The sequence below is a fragment of the Bradyrhizobium forestalis genome, assembly GCF_002795245.1.
Lineage (GTDB): Bacteria > Pseudomonadota > Alphaproteobacteria > Rhizobiales > Xanthobacteraceae > Bradyrhizobium > Bradyrhizobium forestalis.
Genome location: NZ_PGVG01000017.1, coordinates 1 through 24,131, shown reverse-complemented (window position 1 = coordinate 24,131; position 24,131 = coordinate 1). Strand labels below are relative to the sequence as shown.

20 protein-coding genes are annotated in these 24,131 nt (G+C 66.1%); 13 read left to right on the top strand and 7 right to left on the bottom strand.

The window, feature by feature from the left end; all coding sequences use genetic code 11:
* Positions 1–116: 116 nt before the first annotated feature.
* Together CVM73_RS20545 and atzD are read right to left on the bottom strand one after the other, a co-directional pair.
* On the bottom strand, positions 117–1,586 hold the full coding sequence (locus CVM73_RS20545; protein WP_167406949.1) for an amidase: 1,470 nt from the start codon (positions 1,584–1,586) through the stop codon (positions 117–119).
* Positions 1,587–1,714: 128 nt separating this feature from the next.
* Entirely contained in the window at positions 1,715–2,824 is a 1,110-nt protein-coding gene (gene atzD / locus CVM73_RS20540; RefSeq protein WP_100233804.1) for a cyanuric acid amidohydrolase, read from the bottom strand.
* Positions 2,825–4,214: 1,390 nt separating this feature from the next.
* On the opposite strand from atzD, the gene CVM73_RS20525 reads away from it, so the two are divergent.
* The 4 genes from CVM73_RS20525 (at position 4,215) to CVM73_RS20510 (ending at position 9,001) form a co-directional block, all read left to right on the top strand.
* Positions 4,215–6,551, top strand: a complete 2,337-nt coding sequence (locus CVM73_RS20525; RefSeq protein ID WP_100233693.1) for a Tex family protein — start codon at positions 4,215–4,217, stop codon at positions 6,549–6,551.
* 168 nt (positions 6,552–6,719) lie between these two features.
* Positions 6,720–7,145: a hypothetical protein gene (locus CVM73_RS20520; RefSeq protein ID WP_100233692.1), complete on the top strand. Its 426-nt coding sequence runs from the start codon at positions 6,720–6,722 to the stop codon at positions 7,143–7,145.
* Positions 7,146–7,245: 100 nt separating this feature from the next.
* A complete protein-coding gene (locus tag CVM73_RS20515) occupies positions 7,246–7,938 on the top strand; it encodes a response regulator transcription factor (protein ID WP_100233691.1) in 693 nt (230 codons plus the stop codon).
* Entirely contained in the window at positions 7,925–9,001 is a 1,077-nt protein-coding gene (locus CVM73_RS20510) for a sensor histidine kinase (protein ID WP_100233690.1), read from the top strand. Before CVM73_RS20515 ends, CVM73_RS20510 begins: the two co-directional genes overlap by 14 nt.
* A gap of 12 nt (positions 9,002–9,013) precedes the next feature.
* Here the strand turns inward: CVM73_RS20510 and CVM73_RS20505 are convergent, their stop codons facing one another.
* Both CVM73_RS20505 and CVM73_RS20500 read right to left on the bottom strand, forming a co-directional pair.
* Positions 9,014–9,385 (bottom strand): response regulator transcription factor, encoded by a 372-nt coding sequence (locus tag CVM73_RS20505; protein WP_100233689.1) that lies wholly within the window; start codon positions 9,383–9,385, stop codon positions 9,014–9,016.
* On the bottom strand, positions 9,382–10,248 hold the full coding sequence (locus CVM73_RS20500; RefSeq protein WP_100233688.1) for a S1C family serine protease: 867 nt from the start codon (positions 10,246–10,248) through the stop codon (positions 9,382–9,384). Before CVM73_RS20500 ends, CVM73_RS20505 begins: the two co-directional genes overlap by 4 nt.
* A gap of 191 nt (positions 10,249–10,439) precedes the next feature.
* On the opposite strand from CVM73_RS20500, the gene CVM73_RS20495 reads away from it, so the two are divergent.
* From CVM73_RS20495 to CVM73_RS20485, 3 genes are all read left to right on the top strand, one after another.
* A complete protein-coding gene (locus tag CVM73_RS20495) occupies positions 10,440–11,405 on the top strand; it encodes a VOC family protein (protein ID WP_100233687.1) in 966 nt (321 codons plus the stop codon).
* 61 nt (positions 11,406–11,466) lie between these two features.
* The gene (locus CVM73_RS20490) at positions 11,467–12,342 is read left to right on the top strand and encodes a dihydrodipicolinate synthase family protein (protein WP_100233686.1); all 876 of its coding nucleotides are present in this window, start codon (positions 11,467–11,469) and stop codon (positions 12,340–12,342) included.
* 253 nt (positions 12,343–12,595) lie between these two features.
* A complete protein-coding gene (locus tag CVM73_RS20485; protein ID WP_100233685.1) occupies positions 12,596–14,917 on the top strand; it encodes a xanthine dehydrogenase family protein molybdopterin-binding subunit in 2,322 nt (773 codons plus the stop codon).
* Positions 14,918–15,121: 204 nt separating this feature from the next.
* Here the strand turns inward: CVM73_RS20485 and CVM73_RS20480 are convergent, their stop codons facing one another.
* Genes CVM73_RS20480 through CVM73_RS20470 form a run of 3 tightly spaced genes read right to left on the bottom strand, consistent with a single transcriptional unit; the run spans position 15,122 to position 18,342 of the window.
* Positions 15,122–16,318 (bottom strand): acyl-CoA dehydrogenase family protein, encoded by a 1,197-nt coding sequence (locus CVM73_RS20480; protein ID WP_100233684.1) that lies wholly within the window; start codon positions 16,316–16,318, stop codon positions 15,122–15,124.
* A gap of 15 nt (positions 16,319–16,333) precedes the next feature.
* A complete protein-coding gene (locus tag CVM73_RS20475) occupies positions 16,334–17,482 on the bottom strand; it encodes an acyl-CoA dehydrogenase family protein (protein ID WP_100233683.1) in 1,149 nt (382 codons plus the stop codon).
* Between the two features lie 5 nt (positions 17,483–17,487).
* Positions 17,488–18,342, bottom strand: a complete 855-nt coding sequence (locus CVM73_RS20470) for an enoyl-CoA hydratase (RefSeq protein ID WP_100233682.1) — start codon at positions 18,340–18,342, stop codon at positions 17,488–17,490.
* Between the two features lie 144 nt (positions 18,343–18,486).
* Here CVM73_RS20470 and CVM73_RS20465 point away from each other — a divergent pair, with 144 nt between their 5' ends.
* From CVM73_RS20465 to CVM73_RS40405, 6 genes are all read left to right on the top strand, one after another.
* Positions 18,487–19,095: a LemA family protein gene (locus tag CVM73_RS20465; RefSeq protein ID WP_100233681.1), complete on the top strand. Its 609-nt coding sequence runs from the start codon at positions 18,487–18,489 to the stop codon at positions 19,093–19,095.
* A gap of 138 nt (positions 19,096–19,233) precedes the next feature.
* Entirely contained in the window at positions 19,234–20,127 is an 894-nt protein-coding gene (locus CVM73_RS20455) for a TPM domain-containing protein (protein WP_167406948.1), read from the top strand.
* A gap of 5 nt (positions 20,128–20,132) precedes the next feature.
* Positions 20,133–20,630 (top strand): TPM domain-containing protein, encoded by a 498-nt coding sequence (locus CVM73_RS20450; RefSeq protein ID WP_100233679.1) that lies wholly within the window; start codon positions 20,133–20,135, stop codon positions 20,628–20,630.
* 455 nt (positions 20,631–21,085) lie between these two features.
* On the top strand, positions 21,086–22,084 hold the full coding sequence (locus CVM73_RS20445) for a hypothetical protein (protein ID WP_167406958.1): 999 nt from the start codon (positions 21,086–21,088) through the stop codon (positions 22,082–22,084).
* Positions 22,085–22,177: 93 nt separating this feature from the next.
* Entirely contained in the window at positions 22,178–23,728 is a 1,551-nt protein-coding gene (locus CVM73_RS20440) for a hypothetical protein (RefSeq protein ID WP_100233677.1), read from the top strand.
* A gap of 25 nt (positions 23,729–23,753) precedes the next feature.
* Positions 23,754–23,918, top strand: coding sequence for a hypothetical protein (locus CVM73_RS40405; protein WP_167406947.1), 165 nt, complete (start codon positions 23,754–23,756; stop codon positions 23,916–23,918).
* Positions 23,919–24,131: the final 213 nt, after the last annotated feature.

Here is a 24,131-nt window from a genome sequence, read left to right as displayed (position 1 = left end):
CCATGAGGGTCTAAGATATCGCCGCGAAATCAGACCTCATCCTGAGGGCCCGCCAAGGGCGGGCGTCTCGAAGGATGGCCGCATGAGATCCGTCGCCAGCTTCGTTGCGTCAGCACTCAGCCCACATGCACCTTCGGCTTCTTGCCGCCGTTCCATTTGCCGTCGAGCGCGCGCTCGATCTGGGCGGCGAGTTGCAGCAGGAGGCCGTCATTGGCCTGCTTGGCGATGGCCTGGATGCCGAGCGGCAGGCCGTGATCCTGGGTCGCCATCGGCATCGAAATCGCCGGCATGCCGCAGAGATTGGCGAGCGGCGTGAAGGCGAAGAAGCGCCACAGATTGTCGAACCAGTCGCGCACGTCGGGGTTGTCGGAGATGGTGAGATATTCCCTGGTGCCGACCTTCGGCGTCGGCAGCGCCGTGATCGGCGTCAGGATCACATCCCACTGCTCGAAGAAGCTGCCGAAGCCGCGCGAGGTCGTGTTGAACACGGCCTGCATCTTCGCCCGCTCGGCGAAGCTGGTGTGGCGCCCGGCTTCCCAGATGCGGATGTTCATGGGCTCGATCAGATCCTCCGGCGGCTTTTCCAGCCCGCGCGCAGCGAGCATGTTGGAGATCACCACCGCGAAGTTCGAGATGTAGCAGGTGGTCTGCGCCGCGAACGCGGCGGGGAGGTCGATCTCCGGCAGCGCGTAGTCGACGTGATGGCCGAGGCCCTCGAGGAAGCGTCCGGCCTTGTCCAGCTCGGCGGCAATCTCGGGCGTGGCGGTGTAGTCGCCCCATGTGTGGGACAGCGCGATGCGGAGCTTTGCCGGATCGCGCTTGATCATCTCGCAGTAAGGCTGCGCCGTGGTCCAGAACGGCATGAACTCGCCGGGCGCAGGTCCCCTCGCGTGATCGACGAAGGCGGCGGTGTCGCGCACCGAGCGCGACTGGCAGCCCTGGATCGAGACGAGGCCGGTGAGATCGGACATGTGCGGCGCCAGCGAGAACACGCCGCGCGAGACCTTCAGCCCGATATTGCCGTTGACGCCGGCGGGAATGCGGATCGAGCCGCCGCCGTCGGTTGCATGCGCGATCGGCACCACGCCGGCCGCGACCATCGCGGCGCTGCCGGCTGACGAGCCGCAGGTCGTGTAGTCGGTATTCCAGGGATTGCGGGTGACGTAGACGGCGGGATTGTCGGCCGAAGAGCACACGCCGAATTCCGGCGTCGTGGTGCGTCCGATCAAGTTCAGCCCAGCCTGGCGGAATTTACCGGTCAGGAACGTATCGGCGCTCGCGCGATTGCCGCGCATCAACAGCGAGCCCATTTCCTGGAGCCGGCCCTTCATGGTCGGCCCGAGGTCCTTCATCAGGAAGGGCAGGCCGGCGAAGGGGCCCGCGAGATTGGCGCCGTCCTTGGCGGGATCGGCGATCACGTCCTCGAACAGCTCGACCACGCCCGACAGCGCCGGATTGACCTTGGCGACGCCGGCCGCGGCCTGCCGCGCCAATTCCTTCGCCGTCAGCTCGCCCTTGCGGACGCGCCCCGCCAGCGCGACGCCATCGTGCTGCGCCCATTCATTCCAGCTCATCGGCAAAGTCATGACGTCAAATTCCTCTTGGATAGCGGCCTCTTTCCTTTCGCAAGGAACCGTCCGAATCAACTGAGCCAGCGCGAGGGGCAGGGTTGCGCGAGGCGGACAGGTCACGGGGCCCGGAAATACCGCTCGTATCAATCCGACAGCCGCGCGATCGTTGCAACCGGCCCGCCGCCGGCCGGCCCCTGATGCTCGGCGCCGCCGGAGACGTAGACCGCCCCGGTGCCGGCAAGGCCCGCGATCAGGCCGCCGACCGCAGCGCGGGCGTGGCGTGTCGAGCTGATGTCGGTGTCTTCGAGCATGGTGTGGCGGAAGCCGCGCACGCTGCCGTCAGGCGAGGCCTCTGCCTTGGCGAAGATGTTGACGAGCCCGCGGCCGTTCGTTGCCTGCGGCGCGAAACCGAGCCCGACGCTTTCGAGCGCTGCGATCACCGCGGCGGAGTCGATGGCGTCCCTCATCACGGCATGCCCGATTTCGAATTCGCTCACTGATGCCGCCGAATTGCCGAGCACGATGACGACATTGTGCATCAGCTCGATTCCGGACGAGGTCGAGGCGACCTTCGAGAACAGATCGTAGCGCCGCAGCACGTCCTCGTCGCGGACGTCAGGTGCGATCTCGCCGAGCGCGACCGCAACGCCGAGCGCGGAGGCACCGCGTGAATAGGCCATGGAGGCATAGGCGCTGGTCGTTGCCGTCTTGTTGCCGCGCGCGCTCGCGGCCTCGACGCGATCACTGGTGAGCAGCGGACACTTGATCTGCACGAAATGGATGTCCGCCGGATCGCTGATGCCGGCATCCGCCATCGCGGCTTTCACCGCCTTGGCCGTCTCCGTGATCTGCGCGGAGCGCCCAAGCTCTTCGGGCAGGAAGTCGCGCGTGTGCGCCATGCCGATGCTCAGGCGCTTGCCGGACAGGCCCGCCGGGCGCTCGGCCTCGCTGCGCGTGAACACCGTCAGATGCGGGCTGAGCACGCCCTCGGTGCCGCCGGACATCACGAAGGCGATGCGTTGCTCGACCTCCTCCGGGGACAGGCCGAGCCGCGGCGCCAGCGCAGCGCATAGTGCCGCCACGGCATATTCCCGCGTGAAATCGTTGACGCCGCCATTTCCCTCGGTCTTGCCGAGGATGGCGAGGATCGATTTGGGGTCGATCGCGCCGGAGCCGATCAGGGCCATGAGGCCGGAGACATCGCCGGGGCCGGTGGTGGCGATCTTGAAGACGCCGGCCGATGTTGTCCGCATGATGAGTCCTTGGAGTTCGGTGGCCCGGCAGATCAACAGGCGCGGAACACGGGGCTCGTGTCAAGCCATAAGCCTCTCAGGCGCACCGCCTATCGGGAAGCGCTCCATGGTTCGTATCTCCTGTGACAGGTGCCTCTCCATCCGGCTACAAGGTGTAGCGGTACCCGGTCGGCGAAACACGCGATGGCTGGGTCAATCAACTTCGGTAAAATATTCTTCTTTACCGAAATTCGGAATTGGCGTATGTGTTCGCCCATCCCGGCTCAGTCTTGAGGGGCGATCATGTGGTCGTCATTGTCGCGAGCCGGGCTTGCGGTGGACGCAGCAGCGTCGTGTGCGAGAGGTCAAGGGCAGGGCGGATGCTCTCCGTGAGCCCGAGGCTTCGTGCGGACGAGCGGCGCTGTCAGGTTCGTCTCGTCTGTAAGTTTCCGGCTCCGTCGACGGGGTCGGGAAAACTGCGGCGAAATGGCGGGCCGTGCGTACGGCAAAACCGTGTGGTCCTGGCCGTCGTTGCTACGGTCAAGCTCTTGGCGGATGCGGCAGTTGCGTCAACCGGCGCGAAGGCTGGTGAATTTCGCAAGGGCGAGGGAGGCCAGAAGGAACTCGGCTCCCGGGAGAGCGCGGCATAAGCCGTCCGACCATCGCGCAGGGAAGGCCGAGTGATGGCCACACCTGTATGCTGCTGTGCGGTTCTTCCTGCGCGTGCTTTCGCGCAGCGGACCGCGGGTGCGAGGTCAGCACCCGGTCTTCCCTGCGCCCTCTTGGATCGAGCGGGGCGAAAGACGAAGCAAAGCTCGGGCGAATGCGCCGCGAGGATGCGAGGGCGTGTCCGTAACAACCAACCCGCTGTCATCGCCCGGTTTAACCTGGCGATCCAGTACTCCGAGACGGTTGTGGTTCAATCGATAGGCCGCGGCGTACTGGATTCCCCGCCTGCGCGGGGAATGACAGTGATGCTTGGAGGGCGAGCCGTCGCCTCATATGCCGTCATTGCGAGCGCAGCGAAGCAATCCAGAGTCTTTCCGCGGCGGGATTCTGGATTGCTTCCGCCCTCGCCAGGGCCTCGGCGGACAAGTCGCTGCGCTCGCAATGACGATGTGGAAGCATCTGCGCCTACTCCGCTCTCGTGCCCCGGACGCAGCGCAGCGTCACCTCGACGGTGCGCTGCCGAGCCGGGGCCCATGTCGCCGCATTGTACCGTGTCGCCTGCTGGGTACCGGCTCGGCCCGCATCCCGACGAATGTGGCGAGATCGCATCGGTTCGACAAAAAATCCTCTGTCGACGGTTCTCCGCCGCACCTTGATGAATCAACCCCGCTTGGTCCATAAGCGACGTCCCGTGGCCGGTGGTTCGCCGCCGCGCCGCGTGCTTGGATAGAGGAATTCTCGCGTGGCCAACATCAACCAGAAAATTGCGCAGGAGCTTGGGGTTCGCGCCGAGCAGGTCGAGGCGGCGGTGACGCTGCTCGACGGCGGCGCTACGGTTCCCTTCATCGCCCGCTACCGCAAGGAAGCGACCGGTGCGCTCGACGACGCGCAATTGCGCACCCTGGAGGAGCGTCTGGTCTACCTGCGCGAGCTCGAAGACCGCCGCAAGGCCATCCTCGAATCGGTTCGCGAGCAGGGCAAGCTCGATGCCGCGCTGGAAGCCAGCATCATGGCCGCCGACAGCAAGGCCCGCCTCGAAGACATTTATCTGCCGTTCAAGCCGAAGCGCCGCACCAAGGCGGAGATCGCCAAGGAAGCCGGCCTCGAGCCGCTCGCCAATCAGTTGCTGGCGGAAACCACCAACGATCCCAAGGTCGTGGCCGAAAGCTTCGTCAACGCCGAGAAGGGCGTTGCGGACGCCGCCGCCGCGCTCGACGGCGCCCGCGCCATCCTGGTCGAACGCTTCGACGAGGACGCCGACCTGATCGGCGCGCTGCGCGAGGAGATGTGGACCAACGCGCGCATGGCCTCCAAGGTGCGCGACGGCAAGAAGACCGAGGGCGAGAAGTTCGCCGACTATTTCGATTTCTCCGAGCCGCTGACCAAGCTGCCGTCGCACCGCATCCTCGCGATGTTCCGTGGCGAGAAGGAAGAAATTCTCGACCTGCAAATTCAGCCCGAGGCCGAAGCGCCGCCACCGGGCGTGCCGAGCGCCTATGAACTCAAGATCATGAAGCGCTTCGGCATCGCCGACCTCAAGCGTCCCGGCGACCGCTGGCTGGTCGACACGGTGCGCTGGGCCTGGCGCACCAAGATCCAGGTGCATCTCAACATCGACCTGCGCATGCGGCTGTGGAACTCGGCCGAGACCGAGGCCGTGCGCGTGTTCGCCTCGAATCTGCGCGATCTCTTGCTGGCGGCGCCCGCCGGCACCCGCGTCACGATGGGGCTCGATCCGGGCTACCGCACCGGCGTGAAGGTTGCCGTCGTCGATGCGACCGGCAAGGTGGTCGACACGACCGCGATCTATCCGCACGAGCCGCAGCGGCAATGGAACGAGTCGCTGGCGACGCTGGGCCGGCTCGCGATGAAGCATCGCGTCGAGCTGATCGCGATCGGCAACGGCACTGCCTCGCGCGAGACCGACAAGCTCGCGACCGAGCTGGTCAAGGGTCTCGCCGAGCTGAAGATGAACAAGATCGTGGTGTCGGAAGCCGGTGCGTCGGTCTATTCGGCCTCGGCCTTTGCGTCGGAGGAGTTGCCCGGCCTCGACGTCACGCTGCGCGGGGCGGTCTCGATCGCGCGGCGCCTCCAGGATCCGCTCGCCGAGCTCGTCAAGATCGAGCCGAAGGCGATCGGCGTCGGCCAGTATCAGCACGACCTCGGCCAGGCCAAGCTCGCCAAATCGCTCGATGCCGTGGTCGAGGATTGCGTGAACGCCGTCGGTGTCGACGTCAACACGGCTTCCGCGCCGCTGCTTGCGCGCGTGTCGGGCGTCGGCTCGGGCCTCGCGCAGAGCATCGTGGCGCATCGCGACGCCAACGGCCCGTTCAAGTCGCGCAAGGCGCTCAAGGACGTGCCGCGGCTCGGGCCGAAGGCGTTCGAGCAGTGCGCGGGCTTCTTGCGCATTCTCGGCGGCGAGGATCCGCTCGATGCCTCCGGCGTGCATCCCGAAGCCTATCCGGTGGTGCGCCGGATTCTCGACGCGACCAAGAGCGACATCAAGGCGCTGATCGGTAACAGCGACGTCGTGCGCACGCTGAAGCCGAAGGATTTCGTCGACGAGACGTTTGGTTTGCCGACCGTCACCGACATCCTGCGCGAATTGGAAAAGCCCGGCCGCGACCCGCGCCCTGCGTTCAAGGCCGCGGTGTTCAAGGAAGGCGTCGAGGAGATCAAAGACCTCAAGAAGGGCATGATCCTTGAGGGCACCGTGACCAACGTCGCCGCCTTCGGTGCCTTCGTTGACATCGGCGTGCACCAGGATGGCCTCGTGCACATCTCGGCGATGTCCAAGACCTACATCAAGGATCCGCGCGAGGTGGTGAAGCCCGGCGACATCGTCAAGGTGAAGGTGCTGGACTTCGAGGTCGCCCGCAAGCGCATCTCGCTGACGCTGCGGCTCGACGACGAGGTCGGCGCCAAGAAGGACGCACCCGGCATGCAGCGCGACAACAATTCCCGCAACGCCAACCGCATGACGTCGTCCGCACCGCGCAAGCAGGAATCCTCCAGCGGCGGCGCGCTCGCCGAGGCGCTGCGCCGCGCAGCGGAGAAGAGCAACGGCAAGCGGGTGTGATGTCTTAACCTCTCCCCGTAAGAACGGGGCGAGGGAGCTAGAGCGGTGCATCCCTAACACCCGCGTCAGAATCTGGCGCATTTGTAAGTTGAAGCAGGCGGCCCGTTCTCATCATCTGATCCTCCTCGCGCGGCACGGAGATCGCCGCGCTGCAAGGAGGACGTTCCGATGAACAACAGGCTTCTCAAAGGCCTCACGGCGACCGTGATCGCAGCAATGATGGCGGTCGCGCCACCGGCGCTTGCGCGCGGCGGTGGCGGTCACGGCGGCTTTGGCGGTGGCGGGCATTTCGGCGGCGGCATGCACGCCGGCGGCTTCGGCGGCATGCGGGCCGGCGGCATGGGAGGCGCACGCTTCGCCCATGTCGGCGGTCCCGCCTTCGGCGGGACGCGGTTCGCGCACGCAGCGATTGGCCCGCGTTTCGCCGGCGCGGGCTGGCACGGCCACCACGGCTTCCATCATCACCACCATTTCCGTCGTTTCGCCGTCTTCGGCGCGCCCTATTTCTACGCCGGCTACAACGACGGCTGCTGGCGCAGGAGCTGGACGCCCTATGGGTGGCAATGGGTCAATGTGTGCGGAGACTATTGGTAGTCGCATCGCCGTACCGCACCATTGTCGCGATCGCCATCGGGCAGTTCCGCTCAGCCCCGGAACGGGATAGTCTGGTGGCGATCGTCGCGCGGAGTTTGTCATGACCGGAGGTCACCGCCGCATCCTGGTCGTCGAGGACGATCCGGAAACCGCAGGTCAACTCGTCGAGGAGCTGACTGTCTCGGGCTACGACGTCGACCTCGCAGCCAATGGCCGCGAAGCCCTCAGCCACGGCGCCGCGCGCGACTATGCCGTGATCACCATCGACCGCATGCTGCCCGATATCGACGGCATCAGCGTGATGCGTCAGTTGCGCGACGATGGCATCGCGTCACCGTTTCTGATCATCTCCGCACTCGGCGAAGTCGACGACCGCGTGCGCGGCTTGCGCGCCGGCGGCGACGACTACCTCGTCAAGCCGTTCTCCTTCACCGAATTGCTGGCGCGGCTCGAGGCGCTCGGTCGCCGCAGCGAGACCATCGCCAAGGAAACGCTGCTGCGCGTCGGCGATCTCGCCATCGACCTGATCGCGCGTAGCGCCTCCCGCCGCGGCCGCAAGATCCCGCTGCTGCCGCGGGAATTCCAGCTGCTCGAATATCTCGTCCGCAACGAGGGCCGCGTCGTCTCCCGCGCGATGCTGCTCCAGCATGTCTGGGACCTGCATTTCGATCCCTCCACCAACATCATCGACGTCTATGTGGGCCGGGTCCGCCGCAAGGTCGACGATGCCCAGGCCTATCCGCTGATCCACACCATTCGCGGCATCGGATATTGCCTCCGTGCTCCTGGCTAAGACTCTTCGCTCCTCGACCTTCCGCCTGGCGCTGATCGCGATCGCGGCATTCGGGCTGATCGTCGCGGCGATCATGGCCTATGTCTATTTCGGCACGCTCGCCTATGTGGAGCGCCGGCTCGGCACGGCAATCGATCATGACGGTTTCACCGGCATGATCGAGCTTGCGATGGCCGCCGTCGCCGCGCTGCTGCTGGTGCTCGCCGGGCTCGCGGCGGTGCTGGTGACGCGGCGCACGGTAGGGAGGATCGAGCAGATCAACGCCACCAGCCGCGCCATCATGCTCTCCGGCCTCGACCAGCGTATCCCCCTGCGCGGCAGCAATGACGAGTGGGATCGCGTCGCCGAAAACCTCAACCAGATGCTCGACCGCATCGAGACGCTGATGGGCGAGGTCAAGCAGGTCAGCGACAATGTCGCGCACGATCTGCGCACGCCGCTGACGCGGATGCGTGGTCGGCTGGAAAAGGCCTATCACACGCCGCGCAACAGCGAGGCCGATGCGGCGCTGATCGGGGACACCATCGCCGATCTCGACGCCGTGCTCGGCATGTTCGCCTCCATCACGCGGATCTCCGAGATCGAGACCCGCGCCCGCACCGGCGCCTTCCGCGCGCTTGATCTCGCCGAGATCGCCGGCGAGGTCGTCGAGCTCTACGATGCCGCCGCCGAGCAGGTTGCCACGCGGCTCAGCCTCGATGGCGACCGCGAGGTCGCGATCACTGGCGATCGCGACCTGCTGTTCGATGCCATCGCCAATCTCGTCGACAACGCGATCAAGCATGGCCGCAAGGGCGGGCAGGTGACTGTGAGCTGCCGCAGAGCCGATCGCGGTGCGGTGATCTCGATTGCCGACGACGGTCCGGGGATTCCCGCCGAGCAGCGCGATCATGTCTTCAAGCGCTTCTACCGGCTCGAGCAGAGCCGCTACACGCCGGGCAATGGTCTCGGCCTCAGCCTCGTCGCCGCGGTCGCGCGGCTTCATGGCGCCGAGATTGCGCTGAATGACAATGCGCCGGGCTTGAAGGTCGAGCTCAGCTTCCCGGCGACATCAGCGCCATGAGGCTCGGCGGTGTCAAAGCTCGATCACGCCGCGCCGTGCCGCATGCGCGACCGCATCGGTGCGTCCGGTGGCATCCAGCTTGTCGAGCAGCGAGCCGACATGGAATTTCACGGTGTGCACCGAGATGCCGAGTTGCCGGGCAATCATCTTGTTGGAAGCGCCCTCGGCCATCAGCGCCAGCACGTCGAGCTCGCGCTGCGTCAGCGCGATGTCCTCGGGCATGATGCGCGGATCGCGGGCGACAATCGTCGCCGCGGCGGTTTCGCCCGGCGCGGCAAGGCGAAGTCCGGCAACGTTGCCGAGCAGAGCGGCCAGGCGATTGGCGAGGGTGGGATCGTCGATCTCCAGCGACAATACGATCTCGGCCGTCTTGTCCTCGCTCACGTCTCCGGCCTCTCGCTGACCGTGACCTTGAAGCTGATCGGCTCGCCGCCGCGGCGCACGGCGACGTCGACCACCGCGCCGACGCTCGCAGGTCCCAGCGTTCGCGACAGCGCGCGCACGCCCGACAGTTTTTGGTCGTTGACCGCCACGATCACGTCGCCCTGGCGGATGCCGGCCGCGGCCGAAGGCCCGGCCTTGTCGACATTCATCACCATCGCGCCGATGCCGTCGTCGAGCCGCACCGGCTGGAGCCCGAGGCCGAGATAGCCGCGCGCGATGCGGCCGCGCGCCTCGAGCTGGGCGGCGACGCGCTCGATCGTCGCCGTCGGGATCACCAGCACGCGCTGCGGTCCGAGCACGGCCATTCCGAAGGCTTCACCCGATGCATCGAGCGCGAGGCCGCCCTGCTGGCTGCCGCGCAGGCGGACGTCGAGCTCGATCCGGGCGTCGATGTCGCCGCCGCGCAAGGAGCGCCAGCTCTTGCCGGACGCCGATACCATCCCGAGCGCCGCACTCGGTGTATCGCGGTTGGTGGCGACCACCACCGATAAGGCGCCGAGGGGCGGCACCGCCGCAGCCAGCTTCACCGGCGCGATGGCGGCATCGACGCGCAGCAGCGCGATATCGGTCGTATGGTCGCGGCCGACGATCGTGGCGGACGCGGTGCCGCCGTCGGCAAGGCCGATCTCGACCGCGCCTTCGTCGGCGAGGGCCTCATCCGCAGTGACGATCAGGCCGGGCTTCCAGGCAAAGCCGGTCGCGCGGGAGCGATGCGAATGCACGGAGACGACGGACGGCGCGGTGCGCGCCACCAAGTCCGCGAGCGCGGACGACAGTGAGGACAGGGGAGTTGGTTCGGTCATGGCAGGCTCCTGTAGCTGTCCTCAATCTGGGACGTCGCAGGCGTTCGCGAAACTGGCCGGGTGGCCAGGACATGGGGGACGGCCGGGCCTGCGCCGGGCCGCCCCCGACGAATATGTGATTGGGACCGCCTCACGGGAACGTGTAGCAATCCGGCAATTACGTCTCATAGCCTCTCAGCGAGCCTCGACCGATGACCATCGACCTCACCCGCCGCACCCTGCTGCAACTTGCCGGCGCGACCTCACTCGCGATGGCGGCCGCAGCCGCGGCACGTGCCGAGGGCACGCCGCAGGGCGGTGGCCCGACCTTTGCCAGCCGTACGCCGATGCGGGTCGGCATGGTCACGCTGCGGGTGAAGAATCTCGACAAGGTTGCGGACTATTACCGCGACGTGATCGGGCTCACCGTGATGGAGCGGTCGGCAGCCGCAGCAAAACTCGGCACATCAGGCCTCACGCTGCTGGTGCTGGAGGCCCGGCCCGATGCCGCAATCGAGCCGCGCAACGCCGCCGGCCTCTATCACACCGCCTTCCTGATGCCGACCCGCAAGGATCTCGCGCGCTGGCTGGTTCACGCCGCTTCGCACCGCGTGCCGCTGTCGGGCTTTGCCGATCACCTCGTCTCCGAATCCGTCTATCTCGACGACCCCGAAGGCAATGGCATCGAGGTCTACGCCGACCGCGATCCCTCGCAATGGCAATGGAGCGAGGGCAGCGTGAAGATGGCGACCGACGAGCTCAACATCCCCGATCTGCTGTCGCTCACGAATACGCGCGTGCCTGATTACGCCAAGGCGCCGGATGGATTGCGCATCGGCCACATGCATCTGCGCGTCGGCGATCTCGCGCAAGCCGAGAGCTTCTATCACGGCACGGTCGGCCTCGACCCGACCCGCAAGCGCAATGGTGCGGCGTTCCTGTCGTCGGGCCGCTATCATCACCATCTCGGGATGAATGTCTGGCAGAGCCAGGGCGCCGGCCAGCGCGACGAGTCGACGACCGGTCTCGCCTGGTTCTCGCTGGTGATGGCGAAGCCGGAGCTGCTCGCCGCCCAGGAGGAGCGCCTGCGCAAGGGCGGTGTGAAGGTCACGGCGCTTGCCGACGGCGTGGAGGCGGTCGATCCCTGGGGCACGCGGGTACGCCTGCTCAAGGTTTGATCGCCGGGGCGGGCATTGCTAATACCCGTGGGGTGCCAGCAGCTTTCCGGAAGCCTCCGATATGTCCGAATTCCACGGCGTCTTTCCCTATCTCGTCTCACCCGTCGATGCCGACGGCACGGTGCGGACCAACGTGCTCGCAAAGCTCTGCGACGATCTGATCGGCGCCGGCGTGCACGGGCTGACGCCACTCGGCTCGACCGGGGAATTCGCATATCTCAATGCCGCGCAGCGCACCGCGATCGTGCAGGCCACGATAGAGGTGGCAAAGGGCCGCGTGCCGGTCGTGGCCGGGGTCGCCTCCACCTCGACCGCGGATGCGGTGGCGCAGGCGAGAGCCTATCAGGCACTCGGCGCCGACGGCATCCTCGCGATCCTGGAAGCCTATTTCCCGCTCACTGATGTCCAGGTCGAATCCTATTTCCGCGCCATCGCGGATGCCGTGGACATTCCGGTCGTCATCTACACCAATCCGCAATTCCAGCGCTCCGATCTCACCCTCGATGTCATTGCGCGCCTCGCCGAACATCCGCGCATCGGCTACATCAAGGACGCCTCGACCAATACCGGCCGGCTGCTCTCGATCATGAACCGCTGCGGCGATGGCTTGCGCGTGTTCTCCGCCTCGGCCCATATTCCGGCCGCGGTGATGCTGATCGGTGGCCTCGGCTGGATGGCGGGCCCCGCCTGCATCATCCCGCGCCAGAGCGTTAAGCTCTACGACCTCTGCAAGGCCGGCCGCTGGGATGAGGCCATGGCGCTCCAGCGCAGGCTGTGGCGCATCAACGAGGCGTTCGCCCGCTTCAATCTCGCCGCCTGTATCAAGGCCGGGCTTTCGATCCAGGGCTACGACGTCGGCGATCCCGTCCCGCCGCAGGCCGCGCTGACGGCTGATGCGCGGAAGGTCGTGGAGGCGGCGCTGCGGGAGCTTGATTAGCGAGCGGTCATCCTCGACACGATCAGTGCCGTAGGGTGGGCAAAGCGTAGCGTGCCCACCATCCCGAATCGCGTCAGTTGAGCGATGGTGGGCACGGCGCAAGGGCGCCTTTGCCCACCCTACAGAATCTCGAATCTGCGTGACGGCATGCCGAAATCGTGGATATCCCGCCCAAAACCGCGGCTGGTACGCCCCTGATCGATCCGCTAAAAGGCTGCCCGCAGTTTCGAAAAGACCTTGAGGACCCCACGGAATGAACATTCTTCCCGGCAATTTGCGTTTCGGAGCGGGGCAACCCGTCAAGCGTTTGGAAGATCAACGGCTGCTCACCGGGAAGGGACAGTTCATCGACGACAAGCCGGAGGACGGCGCGCTGTGGTTGTACGTGCTACGCTCGCCGCACGCTCACGCGAAGGTCGTCTCGATCGACACCAGCGCCGCGGCCGCGATGCCCGGCGTTGCCGCGATCTACACCGGCGCGGACCTCGTCAAGGACGACATCGGCAGCATCCCGACGCTGAGCATCTTCAAGCGCCCCGACGGCAAGCCGATGACGGTGCCGCCGCGCCGGCTGCTCGCCCACGAGGTCGTGCGCTATGCCGGCGAGGCCGTGGCCGCGGTGGTGGCTTCATCGCGCGTGGAGGCGCAGACCGCGGCCGAGGCGATCGTGGTCGAATACGACGTGCAGCCCGCGGTGGTCGATCCCGTCGAGGCGGTGAAGCCCGGCGCGCCCGTGGTGTGGCCGGAGGCGCCCGACAACATCGTCGGCGCGATGAGCTATGGCGACGCCGCCAAGGTGGACGAAGCATTTGCCAAGGCGGCGCACACCGTCGAGCTCGATCTCGTCAGCCAGCGCCTGGTGCCGTCGGCGATGGAGCCGCGCTCAACCATCGCCGAGATCGACAAGAAGTCCGGACGTCTTCTCCTGCACGTGCAGTCGCAGACGCCGGCCTCGACCCGCGACGTGCTGGCCGAAGCCGTGCTCAAGCGTCCCAAGGACAGCGTCCGCGTGCTGGTCGGCGACATCGGCGGCGGCTTTGGCCAGAAGACCAATCTCTATCCGGAGGACGGCATCGTCGCCTATGCCGCGACCAAGCTGAACAAGAAAATCCGCTGGCGCGGTGACCGCACCGACGAGTTCGTCGGCGGCACCCATGGCCGCGATCTCACCTCGACGGCATCCTTTGCGCTCGACGAGAAGGGCAAGGTGCTGGCCTATCGGGTCAAGTCGGTCGGCTGCACCGGCGCGTACTCTTCGGGCGCTGCCAACATCATTCCGCTGGTGCTCGGACCGTTCGTGCAGACCGGCGTCTACGACCTGCCGCTGGTGCATTTCGAGGTGAAGTCGGTGATGACCCACACCGCGCCCGTCGGCGCCTATCGCGGCGCCGGCCGTCCCGAAGCCGTGTTCATTGTCGAGCGCCTGTTCGACGCGGCCGCGCGAAAAATCGGCATGGATCCGCGCGCGATCCGCAAAGCCAACTACATCAAGCCGGCGCAGCTGCCCTACACCAACGCGGCCGGCCAGGTCTACGATTCCGGCGCCTTCGCCCACATGCTCGATCGCGCGGTGAAGCTCGCCGACTGGGACGGCTTTGCCGCGCGCAAGAAGGCGGCGAAGAAGAAGGGCCTGCTCTACGGCCGCGGCCTCACCTCCTACATCGAATGGACTGGCGGCCGCGCCCACACCGAGAAGGTCAGCCTGCACGCGACCTCGCAAGGCCGCGTCGTGCTGCATTCCGGCACCATGGCCATGGGGCAGGGGCTGCAGACCACCTACACCCAGATGATCTCCGACACGCTCGGCATTCCCCTCGACAAGATCGACGTCATCCAGGGCGACACCGATCTTGCCATGGGTTTCGGCAGCGTCGGCTCGCGCTCGCTGTTCGTCGGCGGCACCGCGGTCGCGGTCTCTTCCAACGACCTGATCCAGAAGGCGCGCGAGAAGGCGGCCAACGTGCTTGAGACCTCGGTCGAGGACATCGAGTACCAGGGCGGCATGCTCACCGTGGTCGGCACCGACCGCCGCATCAGCCTGTTCGAGCTCGCCGAGAAGGAGAGCGGCGCCAGGCTCAGCGTCGATTCCGAAGGTGAGGTCGATGGTCCGAGCTGGCCCAACGGCACGCATATCTGCGAGGTCGAGATCGACCCCGAGACCGGCGTCTCCAAGGTCGTGCGCTACACCACGGTCGACGACGTCGGCGTCGCGGTGAACCCGATGCTGGTCACGGGGCAAATCCATGGCGGCGTCGCGCAAGGCATCGGCCAGGCGCTGTATGAGGGTGTCTCCTACGATGCCGACGGCCAGCTCCTCACCGCGACCTACCAGGATTACTGCATCCCGCGCGCCGACGATGTGCCGCCGATCGTGGTCACGCTGGATGACTCCGCGCCGTGCCGCACCAACCCGCTCGGCGCCAAGGGCTGCGGCGAATCCGGCGCCATCGGCGGCCCGCCCTGCGTCACCAACGGCGTGATGGACGCGCTCGCCGAGCTCGGCATTACTCGGCTGAACACGCCGCTGACGCCGCAGAAGATCTGGCAGGCGATAAAGGGGGCGAAGGCGAGTTAATCGTTCGCTCCAAGCTCCACTGTCGTCCCGGACAAGCGCGCCTCAAGCGCGCGCCGATCCGGGACCCATAATCACAGGAAGTGGTTGTGGTGCGAAGCTGGTAACTCCGAGTCCCCGGAACCACATCTGCCTGTGGTTATGGGTCCCGGATCTGCGCTGACGCTTGTCCGGGACGACAGCGGAGGGCGCTGTGATAGCCGAGCCTCAAATCCCCAGCATCATCTTCGCAATGATATCCCGCTGGATCTCCGAGGTGCCGCCGAAGATCGTATACGCCCGGCCGTTGAGATATTCCGGCATCACCGTCAGCATCTCCTCAGGGAGCGCCGGTTCGTGGTTGAGCTTGTAGAGCGGGCGCATCGGCTCGACGGTGAGGGCGTCATGGCCGATCACGTCGGCCCCGAGCCGCGTCACCGCTTGCCGGATCTCGCTGTTGCGCAGCTTCAGGATCGACGACACTGCGCCTGGATTTTGGCCGGTCTGCAGCGCCGAGAGCACGCGCAGCTCCGTCATCTCCAGCGCGTCGATGTCGACCTCCACCTCCGAGATCCGCGCTGCGATATCGGGGCTGTCGATCGCGCGGCCCGTCAGGTCGGACTCGGCGAGATCCGCGATCGCCTTCAAGCCCTCGCGCAGCTTGGCGGAGGCGATGCCGGAGCCGCGCTCGAACTCGAGCAGATATTTGCCGTAGGTCCAGCCCTTGCCTTCCTCGCCGACGCGGTTCGTGACGGGCACGCGGACGTCGTCGAAGAACACCTGGTTGACCTCGTGGTCGCCGCCGATGGTAAGGATGGGGCGCGTGGTGATGCCAGGCGTCTTCATGTCGATCAGGATGAAGCTGATGCCGTCCTGCTGTCGCGGCCCGTCGCTGGTGCGCACCAGCGCGAACATGCGGTTGGCGTGGTGCGCATGCGTGGTCCAGATCTTGGTGCCGTTGATGATGTAGTCGTCGCCGTCGCGCACCGCGCGCGTCTTCAGCGAGGAGAGGTCGGAGCCGGAGCCCGGCTCGGAATAGCCCTGGCACCAATAGTCCTCGCCGGAGAGAATGCGAGGCAGGTAAAAGTTCTTCTGCTCCGGTGAGCCGAAGCCGATGATGACGGGCCCGACCATCTTCACGCCCATGACATTCACATTGGGTACGCCGGCCCGCGCGCATTCGGTCTCGAAGATCCAGCGCTGCGCCGGCGTCCAATTGGGACCGCCATATTCGACCGGCCAGCCCGGCGCGCCCCAGCCCTGGCGGTGCAGCGCGCGCTGCCAGGCCATGCCGATATCGGGGTCGGAGAACACCGACGGCGTCAGCGCTGTCGCGCGCTTCATCTCCTCGGTGAGGTTCTTGGCAATGAATCCACGAACCTCGTCCTGGAAGGCACGTTCCTCGGCATTGAACGACAGGTCCATGAGACTCTCCCAGTGTCAGGCCGAGACGGCCGTGCGACCAAGTTGGGCGTGGCGGGCATAGTGATGGGCGCTGCCGCCGAACAGGGTGTCGAAGGCGACCAGCCGCTTGAAATAGGCGCCGACCTCGAGCTCCTCGGTGACGCCCATGCCGCCGTGGAGCTGGATCGACTGCTCGCCGACGAAGCGCGCGCATTTTCCGATCTTCGCCTTCGCGCCCGACGCAGCCCGGGCACGCTCGATCGGCGCAGCATCCACCTTCAACGCGGCGCGCAGCGCCATCGAGCGCGCCTCGTCGACCTGCATCGCCATGTCGGCGAGGCGGTGGCGGATCACCTGGTTGGCGGAGAGCGGCCGGCCGAATTGTTTGCGGATCTTGGTGTATTCGAGCGTGGTGTCGAGCAGCGTCTGCATGATGCCGACAGCCTCGGCGCCTAACGCGGCCATGGCCCGATCGACCGCCCATTCGATCGCGGGCCGGGCGTCGCTGCCGTCGCCGAGCAGGGCGTCTTCCGGCAGATGCGCGTCGAACAGCTCGATGTTGCAGGCACGTCCGCCGCCAAGACGCGGATAGTCGCTGATGACGAGGCCCGGCGTCGTCGCCTGCACGAGGAACAGGCCGATCCGCCCCGACGGCCCCCGATGATCGTGGATATGCGCGGAGACGATGATCTCGTCGGCGGCATGTCCGTCGAGCACGGCGATCTTGCTGCCGGCGAGGCGCCAGCCTTGCGCCGTCTTGTTGGCGCTGGTCGTGACCTTTGCAAGATCGAACCGGGCCGCGCGCTCGGAATGCGCAAAGGCAAGCTTCAGTGATCCGTCCGCTACCTTGGGCAGGCTCGCCTGCTTCTGCTCCGTGCTGCCGCATCTGGCGATCAGCGCGGCCCCGAGCACCACAGTTGCGACATAGGGCTCCGACACCAGCCCGCGGCCAAAAGCTTCCATCAAGATACCGAGATCGACCGCGCCGCCGCCGAGCCCGCCGAACTCCTCGGGCAGCGGCAACGCCAGCCAGCCGAGCTCGGCGAACTGTTTCCACACCGAAGGGCTGAAGCCGAGCGGGTCGTTCGCCGTCTTGCGGCGGTGATCGGCATCGTAGCTTTCGGTCACGAACCGTTCCGCGCTCTCGCGCAGCAATTTCTGCTCGTCACTGAGATTGAGATCCATCGCGTCTACTCCGCGGCTGCCGGCGGCTTGCGCACGGAGGGATGTAGGCCGGAGGGATCGACGATCATGCCGAACTCCTGGAGATTGTGCGCGTGGCAGAGCTGATGCAGCGCAAAGGCCTGGTCGATCGCCGCGGGCTGGCCCATCACGTCGACCGAGCGGTTGACCGCCTCCTTGGTCAATTTCAGCGCGAAGGACGGCTTTGTCGCGATCCGGCGCGCCAGCTCCAGCACGCGCGATGCCAGCTCCGCGCGCGGCACGACCTGATTGACCATGCCGAGCTGATGCGCCTCCTCGGCGCTCCAGCTGTCGGCAGTGAACAGGAACTCCTTGGCCTTGCGCGCACCCAACTCCCAGGGATGCACGAACCATTCGACACCGCAGACGCCCATGGTGACGACGGGATCGCAGAACTGCGCATCGTCGCTGGCGACGATGAGGTCGCAGGCCCAGGCCAGCATGAGACCGCCGGCGATGCACTTGCCGTGCACCTCGGCGATGGTTGGCTTGGCGAGGTTGCGCCAGCGCCGCGTGATCTGGAGATATATTTCCTGCTCGCGCGCGAAGCGGCCATGGGCGTTGGGCTCCGCAAAGCCACCCCAATTTCCGATCGGCGGAAAATCGACCCCTGCGGTATTCTTGCCGCCGGGACGCAGGTCGTGGCCGGAGGAGAAGTGCGGCCCGTTGCCGGCGAGGATGATCACCTTGACCGCGTCGTCCTGCACCGCCGCATCAAAAGCGGCGTTGAGGTCGTAGGTCATCTGCAGGTTCTGTGCGTTGCGCGCCTCGGGCCGGTTCATTACGACACGGACGATCGCCGGCTCCGGCCGCTCCACGAGGATGGTCTCGAACGAGGACATCGCGTTCCTCCCTGGCGTTTCCGCTTTTGTTTTGCCGGAGTTGACTATGCCGGCCAGCGATAGGCAAGAGGCTTGCGTCAGTCGGCTGCTTTTCTCGGGCGCGCAATCTGATAGTTTGCGCCGGATTCCATCGGGAGAAATTTGATGCGCAAGATCCTGACCGTGCTGGCCGCCCTGGCCTCGCTGAGCCTGACCAATTGCGGCTACAACGCGATCCAGAGCGAGGACGAGCAGATCAAGGCCAACTGGTCCGAGGTCGTGAACCAGTATCAGCGCCGCGCCGATCTCGTGCCCAATCTCGTCAACTCGGTGAAGGGCTTTGCGCAGCAGGAGAAGGACGTGCTGCTCGGCGTCACCAACGCCCGCGCCAAGGTCGGCAGCATCCAGGCGACGCCCGAGGTGCTGAACGACCCTGCTGCGTTCCAGAAGTTCCAGGCCGCCCAAAGCGAGCTCTCCAGCGCGCTGTCGCGCCTCCTGGTCGTCACCGAGAACTATCCGCAGCTCAAGTCGGACGCCCTGTTCAAGGATCTGATGTCGCAGTTAGAGGGCACCGAGAACCGCATCACGGTGGCGCGTAACCGTTACATCAAGGCGGTGCAGGAGTATAACGTCACCATCCGTTCCTTCCCGAGCAACCTCACTGCGATGGCATTCGGCTACAAGGAGAAGCCGAACTTCTCGGTCGAGAACGAGAAGGCGATCTCGACCGCGCCGAAGGTGGACTTCAACCCGGCGCCAGCGCCGTCGAAGTAAGCGCTCGCCGTTTTGCGAATGAGCTTCACCCCACCCACCACTGTCATTCCCCGCGAAAGCGGGGAATCCAGTACGCCGCAGCCTCTCCGTGTCCCACCGGCGTCTCTGGAATACTGGATCGCCCGGTCAAGCCGGGCGATGACAGCGAGGGTGTGGCGAACACTAGTGGTATTCGCGCTCCTCCTCGCCTTCGTCTTCCCCACCTCAGCCGACGTTGCCGTCCCCCAGCTCACCGGCCGCGTGGTCGATCAGACCGGCACGCTCTCCAGCGCCGACATCGCCGCGCTGTCGCAAAAGCTGCGCGATTTCGAGAACCGCAAGGGCAGCCAGATTGCCGTCCTGATCGTGCCGACCACGCAGCCGGAGACGATCGAGCAATTCTCGATCCGCGTCGCGGAGGCCTGGAAGATCGGCCGCAAGAAGGTCGACGACGGCGCGATCCTCGTCGTCGCCAAGAACGACCGGCATTTGCGCATCGAGGTCGGCTATGGCCTCGAAGGCGCGCTCACCGACGTGACCTCGCGGCGCATCATCGACGAGGACATCACCCCCGAGTTCAGGAGCGGCGACTTCGCCGCGGGCATCCGCGCAGGCGTCGACCGCATGATGCGGGTGATCGATGGCGAGCCGCTGCCCTCACCCTCGCGCAGCGCAAACTTCGCCCACAATTTGGACGATCTCGCGCCGGTTTTTGCCGTGGCGCTGTTTGCCTCGATTGGCGTCGGCGGGTTCTTCCGCGCGATCCTGGGGCGGCTGCTCGGATCATTGGTGACCGGGGGCATCATCGCGGCGGTGACCTGGTTCATCCTCGGCTCCGCCGCGCTCGCCGCAGCCGTCGGAATCCTCGGCTTCATCATCGGGTTCATCGCCGATCTGTTTTCGGCGATGGGGCCAGGCACGCGATCGTCGCGCGGCGGCTCGTGGTCGAGCGGCTCCTCGGGCGGCTGGAGTAGCGGATCGTCGAGCGACAGCGGCAGCTTCAGCGGCGGCGGAGGCAGTTTCGGTGGCGGCGGCGCCTCGGGGAGCTGGTAGCGGTCATGAGCATCAAGCGCATTGCCCGACATCTCGTGCAGCATCATTGGCGAGCGAAGCGGATTTTTCCGCAAGCCGTGCTCGACCGTATCGAGCAGGCGATCAAGCGCGGCGAGGCCGCCCATTCCGGCCAGCTCCGCTTCGTCGTCGAGGGCGCGCTCGACGGCCGCCCGCTGTTTCGCAACCAGCCGGCGCGCGAGCGTGCGCTCGACGTGTTCTCGCAGTTGCGCATCTGGGACACCGCGCACAACAACGGCGTCCTCATCTATCTCCTGCTCGCCGACCGCGACGTCGAGATCGTCGCCGATCGCGGCATCGATGCGAAGGTCGGCGCCGAGGGCTGGGAGACCATCTGCCGCGCGATGGAGGCCGAGTTCAGATCGGGCCGGTTCGAGCGTGGCGTGATCGGCGGCATCGAGGCGGTGTCGCGCGAGCTGGCGCGGCATTTCCCGCCGCGGGGCCCGCATGCCAACGAGCTGCCGGATGCGCCGGTAGTGATGTGACGGATAGTGATGTGGACGGGGTAGACGCTGCGGAGGCATTCCGGATTGCGTCGCTTCGCTCGCAATGACGCGTGGATGTGCTGTGCATCCAACTCCCTCACCGTCACCCTGAGGCGCTCGCCTCTTCGGCGAGCCTCGAAGGGCGACGGCCCGGCTGCAGCAGCGCGGCCGTTCATGCTTCGAGGCTCCCGGTGCGGTGCTACGCACCGCGCCGCTCGCACCTCAGCATGGCGGGTCGACGGTTGCGTCGTGTTTCACGCATTCCGCCGCCGTTCATCTTGCCCCGATTACAAATTGTTGCACCCCGCCACGCCGGTTCCACTTTCCGGGCCCAATTCGGCCCCGGATAACTTCCTAAAATTTCGGTAAGCGGGTCCCAAGGTAAGGATTTCGCAAGCAATGAAAGTTACCAAAAGGTCAATCCAGACTGGAGTATTTGAGCCGTGAGCGAACCAATGCCCGAGCAGGCTGCCCAGGATTCCGGTGCTGTTGACGCCGCAGCGCCGCAGGCCGTCGAGGCTGCCGCCGGTATCGACGCCCCCTCGATCGCCCCCGACCACGAGGCGCCGCCCAAGCCTGATCCGGTCAAGCCTGATCCGGTCAAGGCGGAAGCCCCAAAGGTGGAGCCGCCGCGGATCGAAGTGCCGAAGTTCGAACAAAGGACCGAGGATAAGGCTGAAGCCAAGCCCGAGCCGAAGCTCGGCAAGCTCATCGTCATGCCGCCTGCCGACCGCGCCTGGGAGCACGAGGGCTTCGCCCCGCATGTGAAGGCGGACGAGCCGCGCGAAACCGGCAGCAAGCGTCGCCTCTCGGCGATGGCCGCGGTGGTGGCGATTGCCGCTTGCGTCGGCGCGATCAGCGGCGCGCTTGCGACGGCCGGCATGATGCGTTTCGCCGCCCCGGCCCAGGCGCCGGTGCAGGTCGCCGATACCAGCGCCCTGGATGCCTCGGTCGCGCGGATCGATGCCGACCTCGTCGCCCTCAAGGCCAATGTCGAGCACAGCGCGAAGACCGGCGTCGGCCAAGTCAACCGGACCAACGACCGCCTGGATAAGCTCGAGAAGGCGCAGGCCGAGCCGATGGCCAAGCTGGCAAAACTGTCGGAGACCGTCGACAAGCTCCGCGCCACGCCGCCCGCCGCCACCGCGCAGGCCGCAGCAGCGCCCGCAAAGGAGACCACCGGCTCGATCGCGCCGACCCGGGTCGCGACCGCCGCTGCCGCACCGGCTCCCGTTCCCACCGCCCCCAAGACCGAGGTCGGCCGTCTGCCGACGATCGAGGGCTGGAGGCTGCGCAACGCCGCCAATGGCGGTGCGCTGATCGAGGGCCGCGACGGCCTCTACGAGGTCTATCCTGGCGACCCCATTCCCGGGGTGGGTCGTGTCGATGCGATCCGCCGCCAGGACGGCCGCTGGGTGGTCGTCACCAGCAAGGGCCTGATCGTCGCGCGCTGAGCGTTCGATATCCGACTGTCACAGAGGCGCTTCACCACCATGTGAGGCGCCTTTTTGCTTGAATAGGCGTCGCTGCGCGGTGTTACTGGAGACATGGGCCGCGCCTCGCGAATTCTGGTTGCTGTCGCCGCATTGCTGGGCGGTGTCGTCTCGCTCTTCGCAGCGGAGAACACTGCCCTCACGCGCGGCACCGCGATCACCGATCCCGATCTCCTGCGCAAGCTCGACCAGAACAATACGCTGACGATCTCGCGCCTGCTATCGCCGAAGCGGAACGCGGACGTCCCGCTCACGACCGAGCTGATGTTCGTGTCGCTGCCGCAGCTGAAGGAGATCTTGCCGGCGATCGATGCGGAGCTCGAGCGCTACATCGCGTGGTACAAGGCGACATATCCGGGCGAGACCATCGGCGTCGGCGAGGGTTTTGACGCGCAATTGTTCGATCGGGCCAATCTGAAATCACGCGACACGCGTTTCGTGCTGGCCGGCATCGTCAATCGCATGGACCGCGCCTATGTCTCGGAAGAGTCCTGCGGCGAGATCCGGCTGATCTACCGTCTCACGCGTTTCGACAGCGGGCCGAATGGCGGCAACACCGCAACGCGCCTGCCGATGACGCTCAACCTCGTGATGCAGGCGCGCGATCCACGCCAGACGGATGCGAGCGGAAAACCGGTCACCTGCGCCGAGATCGCCCGGCGCTGGCTCGACAATGGCGACTGGCAAGACTTGATCGGCAGCCGCCTCCCGCCTTATGACGCCATGCTCGACCGCATCGAGACCAACATCCAGGTCTCGGTCGCGCCGAAATCGGCGCTGCACGATTTCCGCTCCGACTATCTGCTCAAGGTGTTCAAGTACGACGCTGCCACGAAAACGTTCGAGGAATCGACGCTGGAGAACCAGATCGACCGCGACCGGATTCTTGCCGACGACGCGCTGCGGCTCGACTTCAAGGCCTGGCTGCTCGCGCCGGATCATCTGCGCGAGTTCGATCGGGGCACCGTGCTGATCCCGGAGAAATTCCTGGCCAAGGCCGCGGTGGTGCCGACCCCCGCCGGCCTCGATGCCTCGGCGTTGCAGCCGGAGTTCGGCATGCTGCAAGGAGAGGGAACAGGGGAGGGAAAAGGCGAACCCGTCTTCACCGATCGCGACGTGGTCGGCGCGCTGAAGCGGGCGGCGGCACGCGGCGTCGACATGCAGAACGTCCGCTCGGTCGCCGGCTTCCAGCGCCGCCTCAACGACCTCACCTGCGCCGGCTGCCATCAGACCCGCGGTATCGGCGGCTTCCATTTCCCGGGCGTCGATTGGCTTGCGGACAAGCCGTCGAATTCCACCATCGTGCCGGCCTCGCCGCATTTCTTCGGCGACCAGCTCCGCCGCCGCGACATCCTGACCGCGTTCGCGGCAGGAAAAAACCCTGATTTCTCACGCGGATTTGCCAGCCGGCCGCAGACCCGCGGCAGAAGCGAGCTCGCCGGCACCGAATATCAGGACGGCTGGGGTGCGCATTGTTCCCTGCAAGACGCGGGATCGGGAACGCGAGATGAGAGTTTTACGTCATGGAGCTGTGCTAACGGTCTCACCTGTCAGGCAGCCGCGGCCTCGCGCCGCATCGGCATGTGCTTCATCAAGACGCGTTAAACCATCAAGCGATTTCGGATGATTCATGGCGGATACGAGTCAAGCGAACAAGGAGCGCAATCGCGAGATCGCGCGCAATGAGGAAGCCAAGCAGATCACCGGCAGCATCCGCGTCAGCATCTGGGCCGTCGCGTTGGCTGTCATCATCGGCGGGATCCTGTTCACACTCGGCTGGCTGTCGTTGCGGTAAGGCCGCTTTCTTTCGTCATGCCCGGGCTTGTCCCGGGCATCCACGTTCTCGTCCCGGTGCTCAAGATCGTGGATGGCCGGGACAAACCCACGGCTGTCCGGTTCATTGGAAGTATAGTCCAAGGTTCAACTGATTTTGGTTGATTGGGACGGATTGCCGTAGTTCGAGCAAGTTGTTGATCGGCCGTCTGTGCATGAGATTTGTGCGGACGAG

Bases quoted from the DNA above. Each gene is read 5' to 3' on its own strand.
- CVM73_RS20515 (WP_100233691.1), top strand. From the start codon at position 7,246: ATGACCGGAGGTCACCGCCGCATCCTGGTCGTCGAGGACGATCCGGAA.
- CVM73_RS20450 (WP_100233679.1), top strand. From the start codon at position 20,133: ATGAGCATCAAGCGCATTGCCCGACATCTCGTGCAGCATCATTGGCGA.
- CVM73_RS20520 (WP_100233692.1), top strand. From the start codon at position 6,720: ATGAACAACAGGCTTCTCAAAGGCCTCACGGCGACCGTGATCGCAGCA.
- CVM73_RS20470 (WP_100233682.1), bottom strand. From the start codon at position 18,342: ATGTCCTCGTTCGAGACCATCCTCGTGGAGCGGCCGGAGCCGGCGATC.
- CVM73_RS20490 (WP_100233686.1), top strand. From the start codon at position 11,467: ATGTCCGAATTCCACGGCGTCTTTCCCTATCTCGTCTCACCCGTCGAT.
- CVM73_RS40405 (WP_167406947.1), top strand. From the start codon at position 23,754: ATGGCGGATACGAGTCAAGCGAACAAGGAGCGCAATCGCGAGATCGCG.
- CVM73_RS20475 (WP_100233683.1), bottom strand. From the start codon at position 17,482: ATGGATCTCAATCTCAGTGACGAGCAGAAATTGCTGCGCGAGAGCGCG.
- atzD (WP_100233804.1), bottom strand. From the start codon at position 2,824: ATGCGGACAACATCGGCCGGCGTCTTCAAGATCGCCACCACCGGCCCC.
- CVM73_RS20495 (WP_100233687.1), top strand. From the start codon at position 10,440: ATGACCATCGACCTCACCCGCCGCACCCTGCTGCAACTTGCCGGCGCG.
- CVM73_RS20440 (WP_100233677.1), top strand. From the start codon at position 22,178: ATGGGCCGCGCCTCGCGAATTCTGGTTGCTGTCGCCGCATTGCTGGGC.
- CVM73_RS20545 (WP_167406949.1), bottom strand. From the start codon at position 1,586: ATGACTTTGCCGATGAGCTGGAATGAATGGGCGCAGCACGATGGCGTC.
- CVM73_RS20485 (WP_100233685.1), top strand. From the start codon at position 12,596: ATGAACATTCTTCCCGGCAATTTGCGTTTCGGAGCGGGGCAACCCGTC.
- CVM73_RS20465 (WP_100233681.1), top strand. From the start codon at position 18,487: ATGCGCAAGATCCTGACCGTGCTGGCCGCCCTGGCCTCGCTGAGCCTG.
- CVM73_RS20455 (WP_167406948.1), top strand. From the start codon at position 19,234: ATGACAGCGAGGGTGTGGCGAACACTAGTGGTATTCGCGCTCCTCCTC.
- CVM73_RS20480 (WP_100233684.1), bottom strand. From the start codon at position 16,318: ATGGACCTGTCGTTCAATGCCGAGGAACGTGCCTTCCAGGACGAGGTT.
- CVM73_RS20445 (WP_167406958.1), top strand. From the start codon at position 21,086: ATGCCCGAGCAGGCTGCCCAGGATTCCGGTGCTGTTGACGCCGCAGCG.
- CVM73_RS20500 (WP_100233688.1), bottom strand. From the start codon at position 10,248: ATGACCGAACCAACTCCCCTGTCCTCACTGTCGTCCGCGCTCGCGGAC.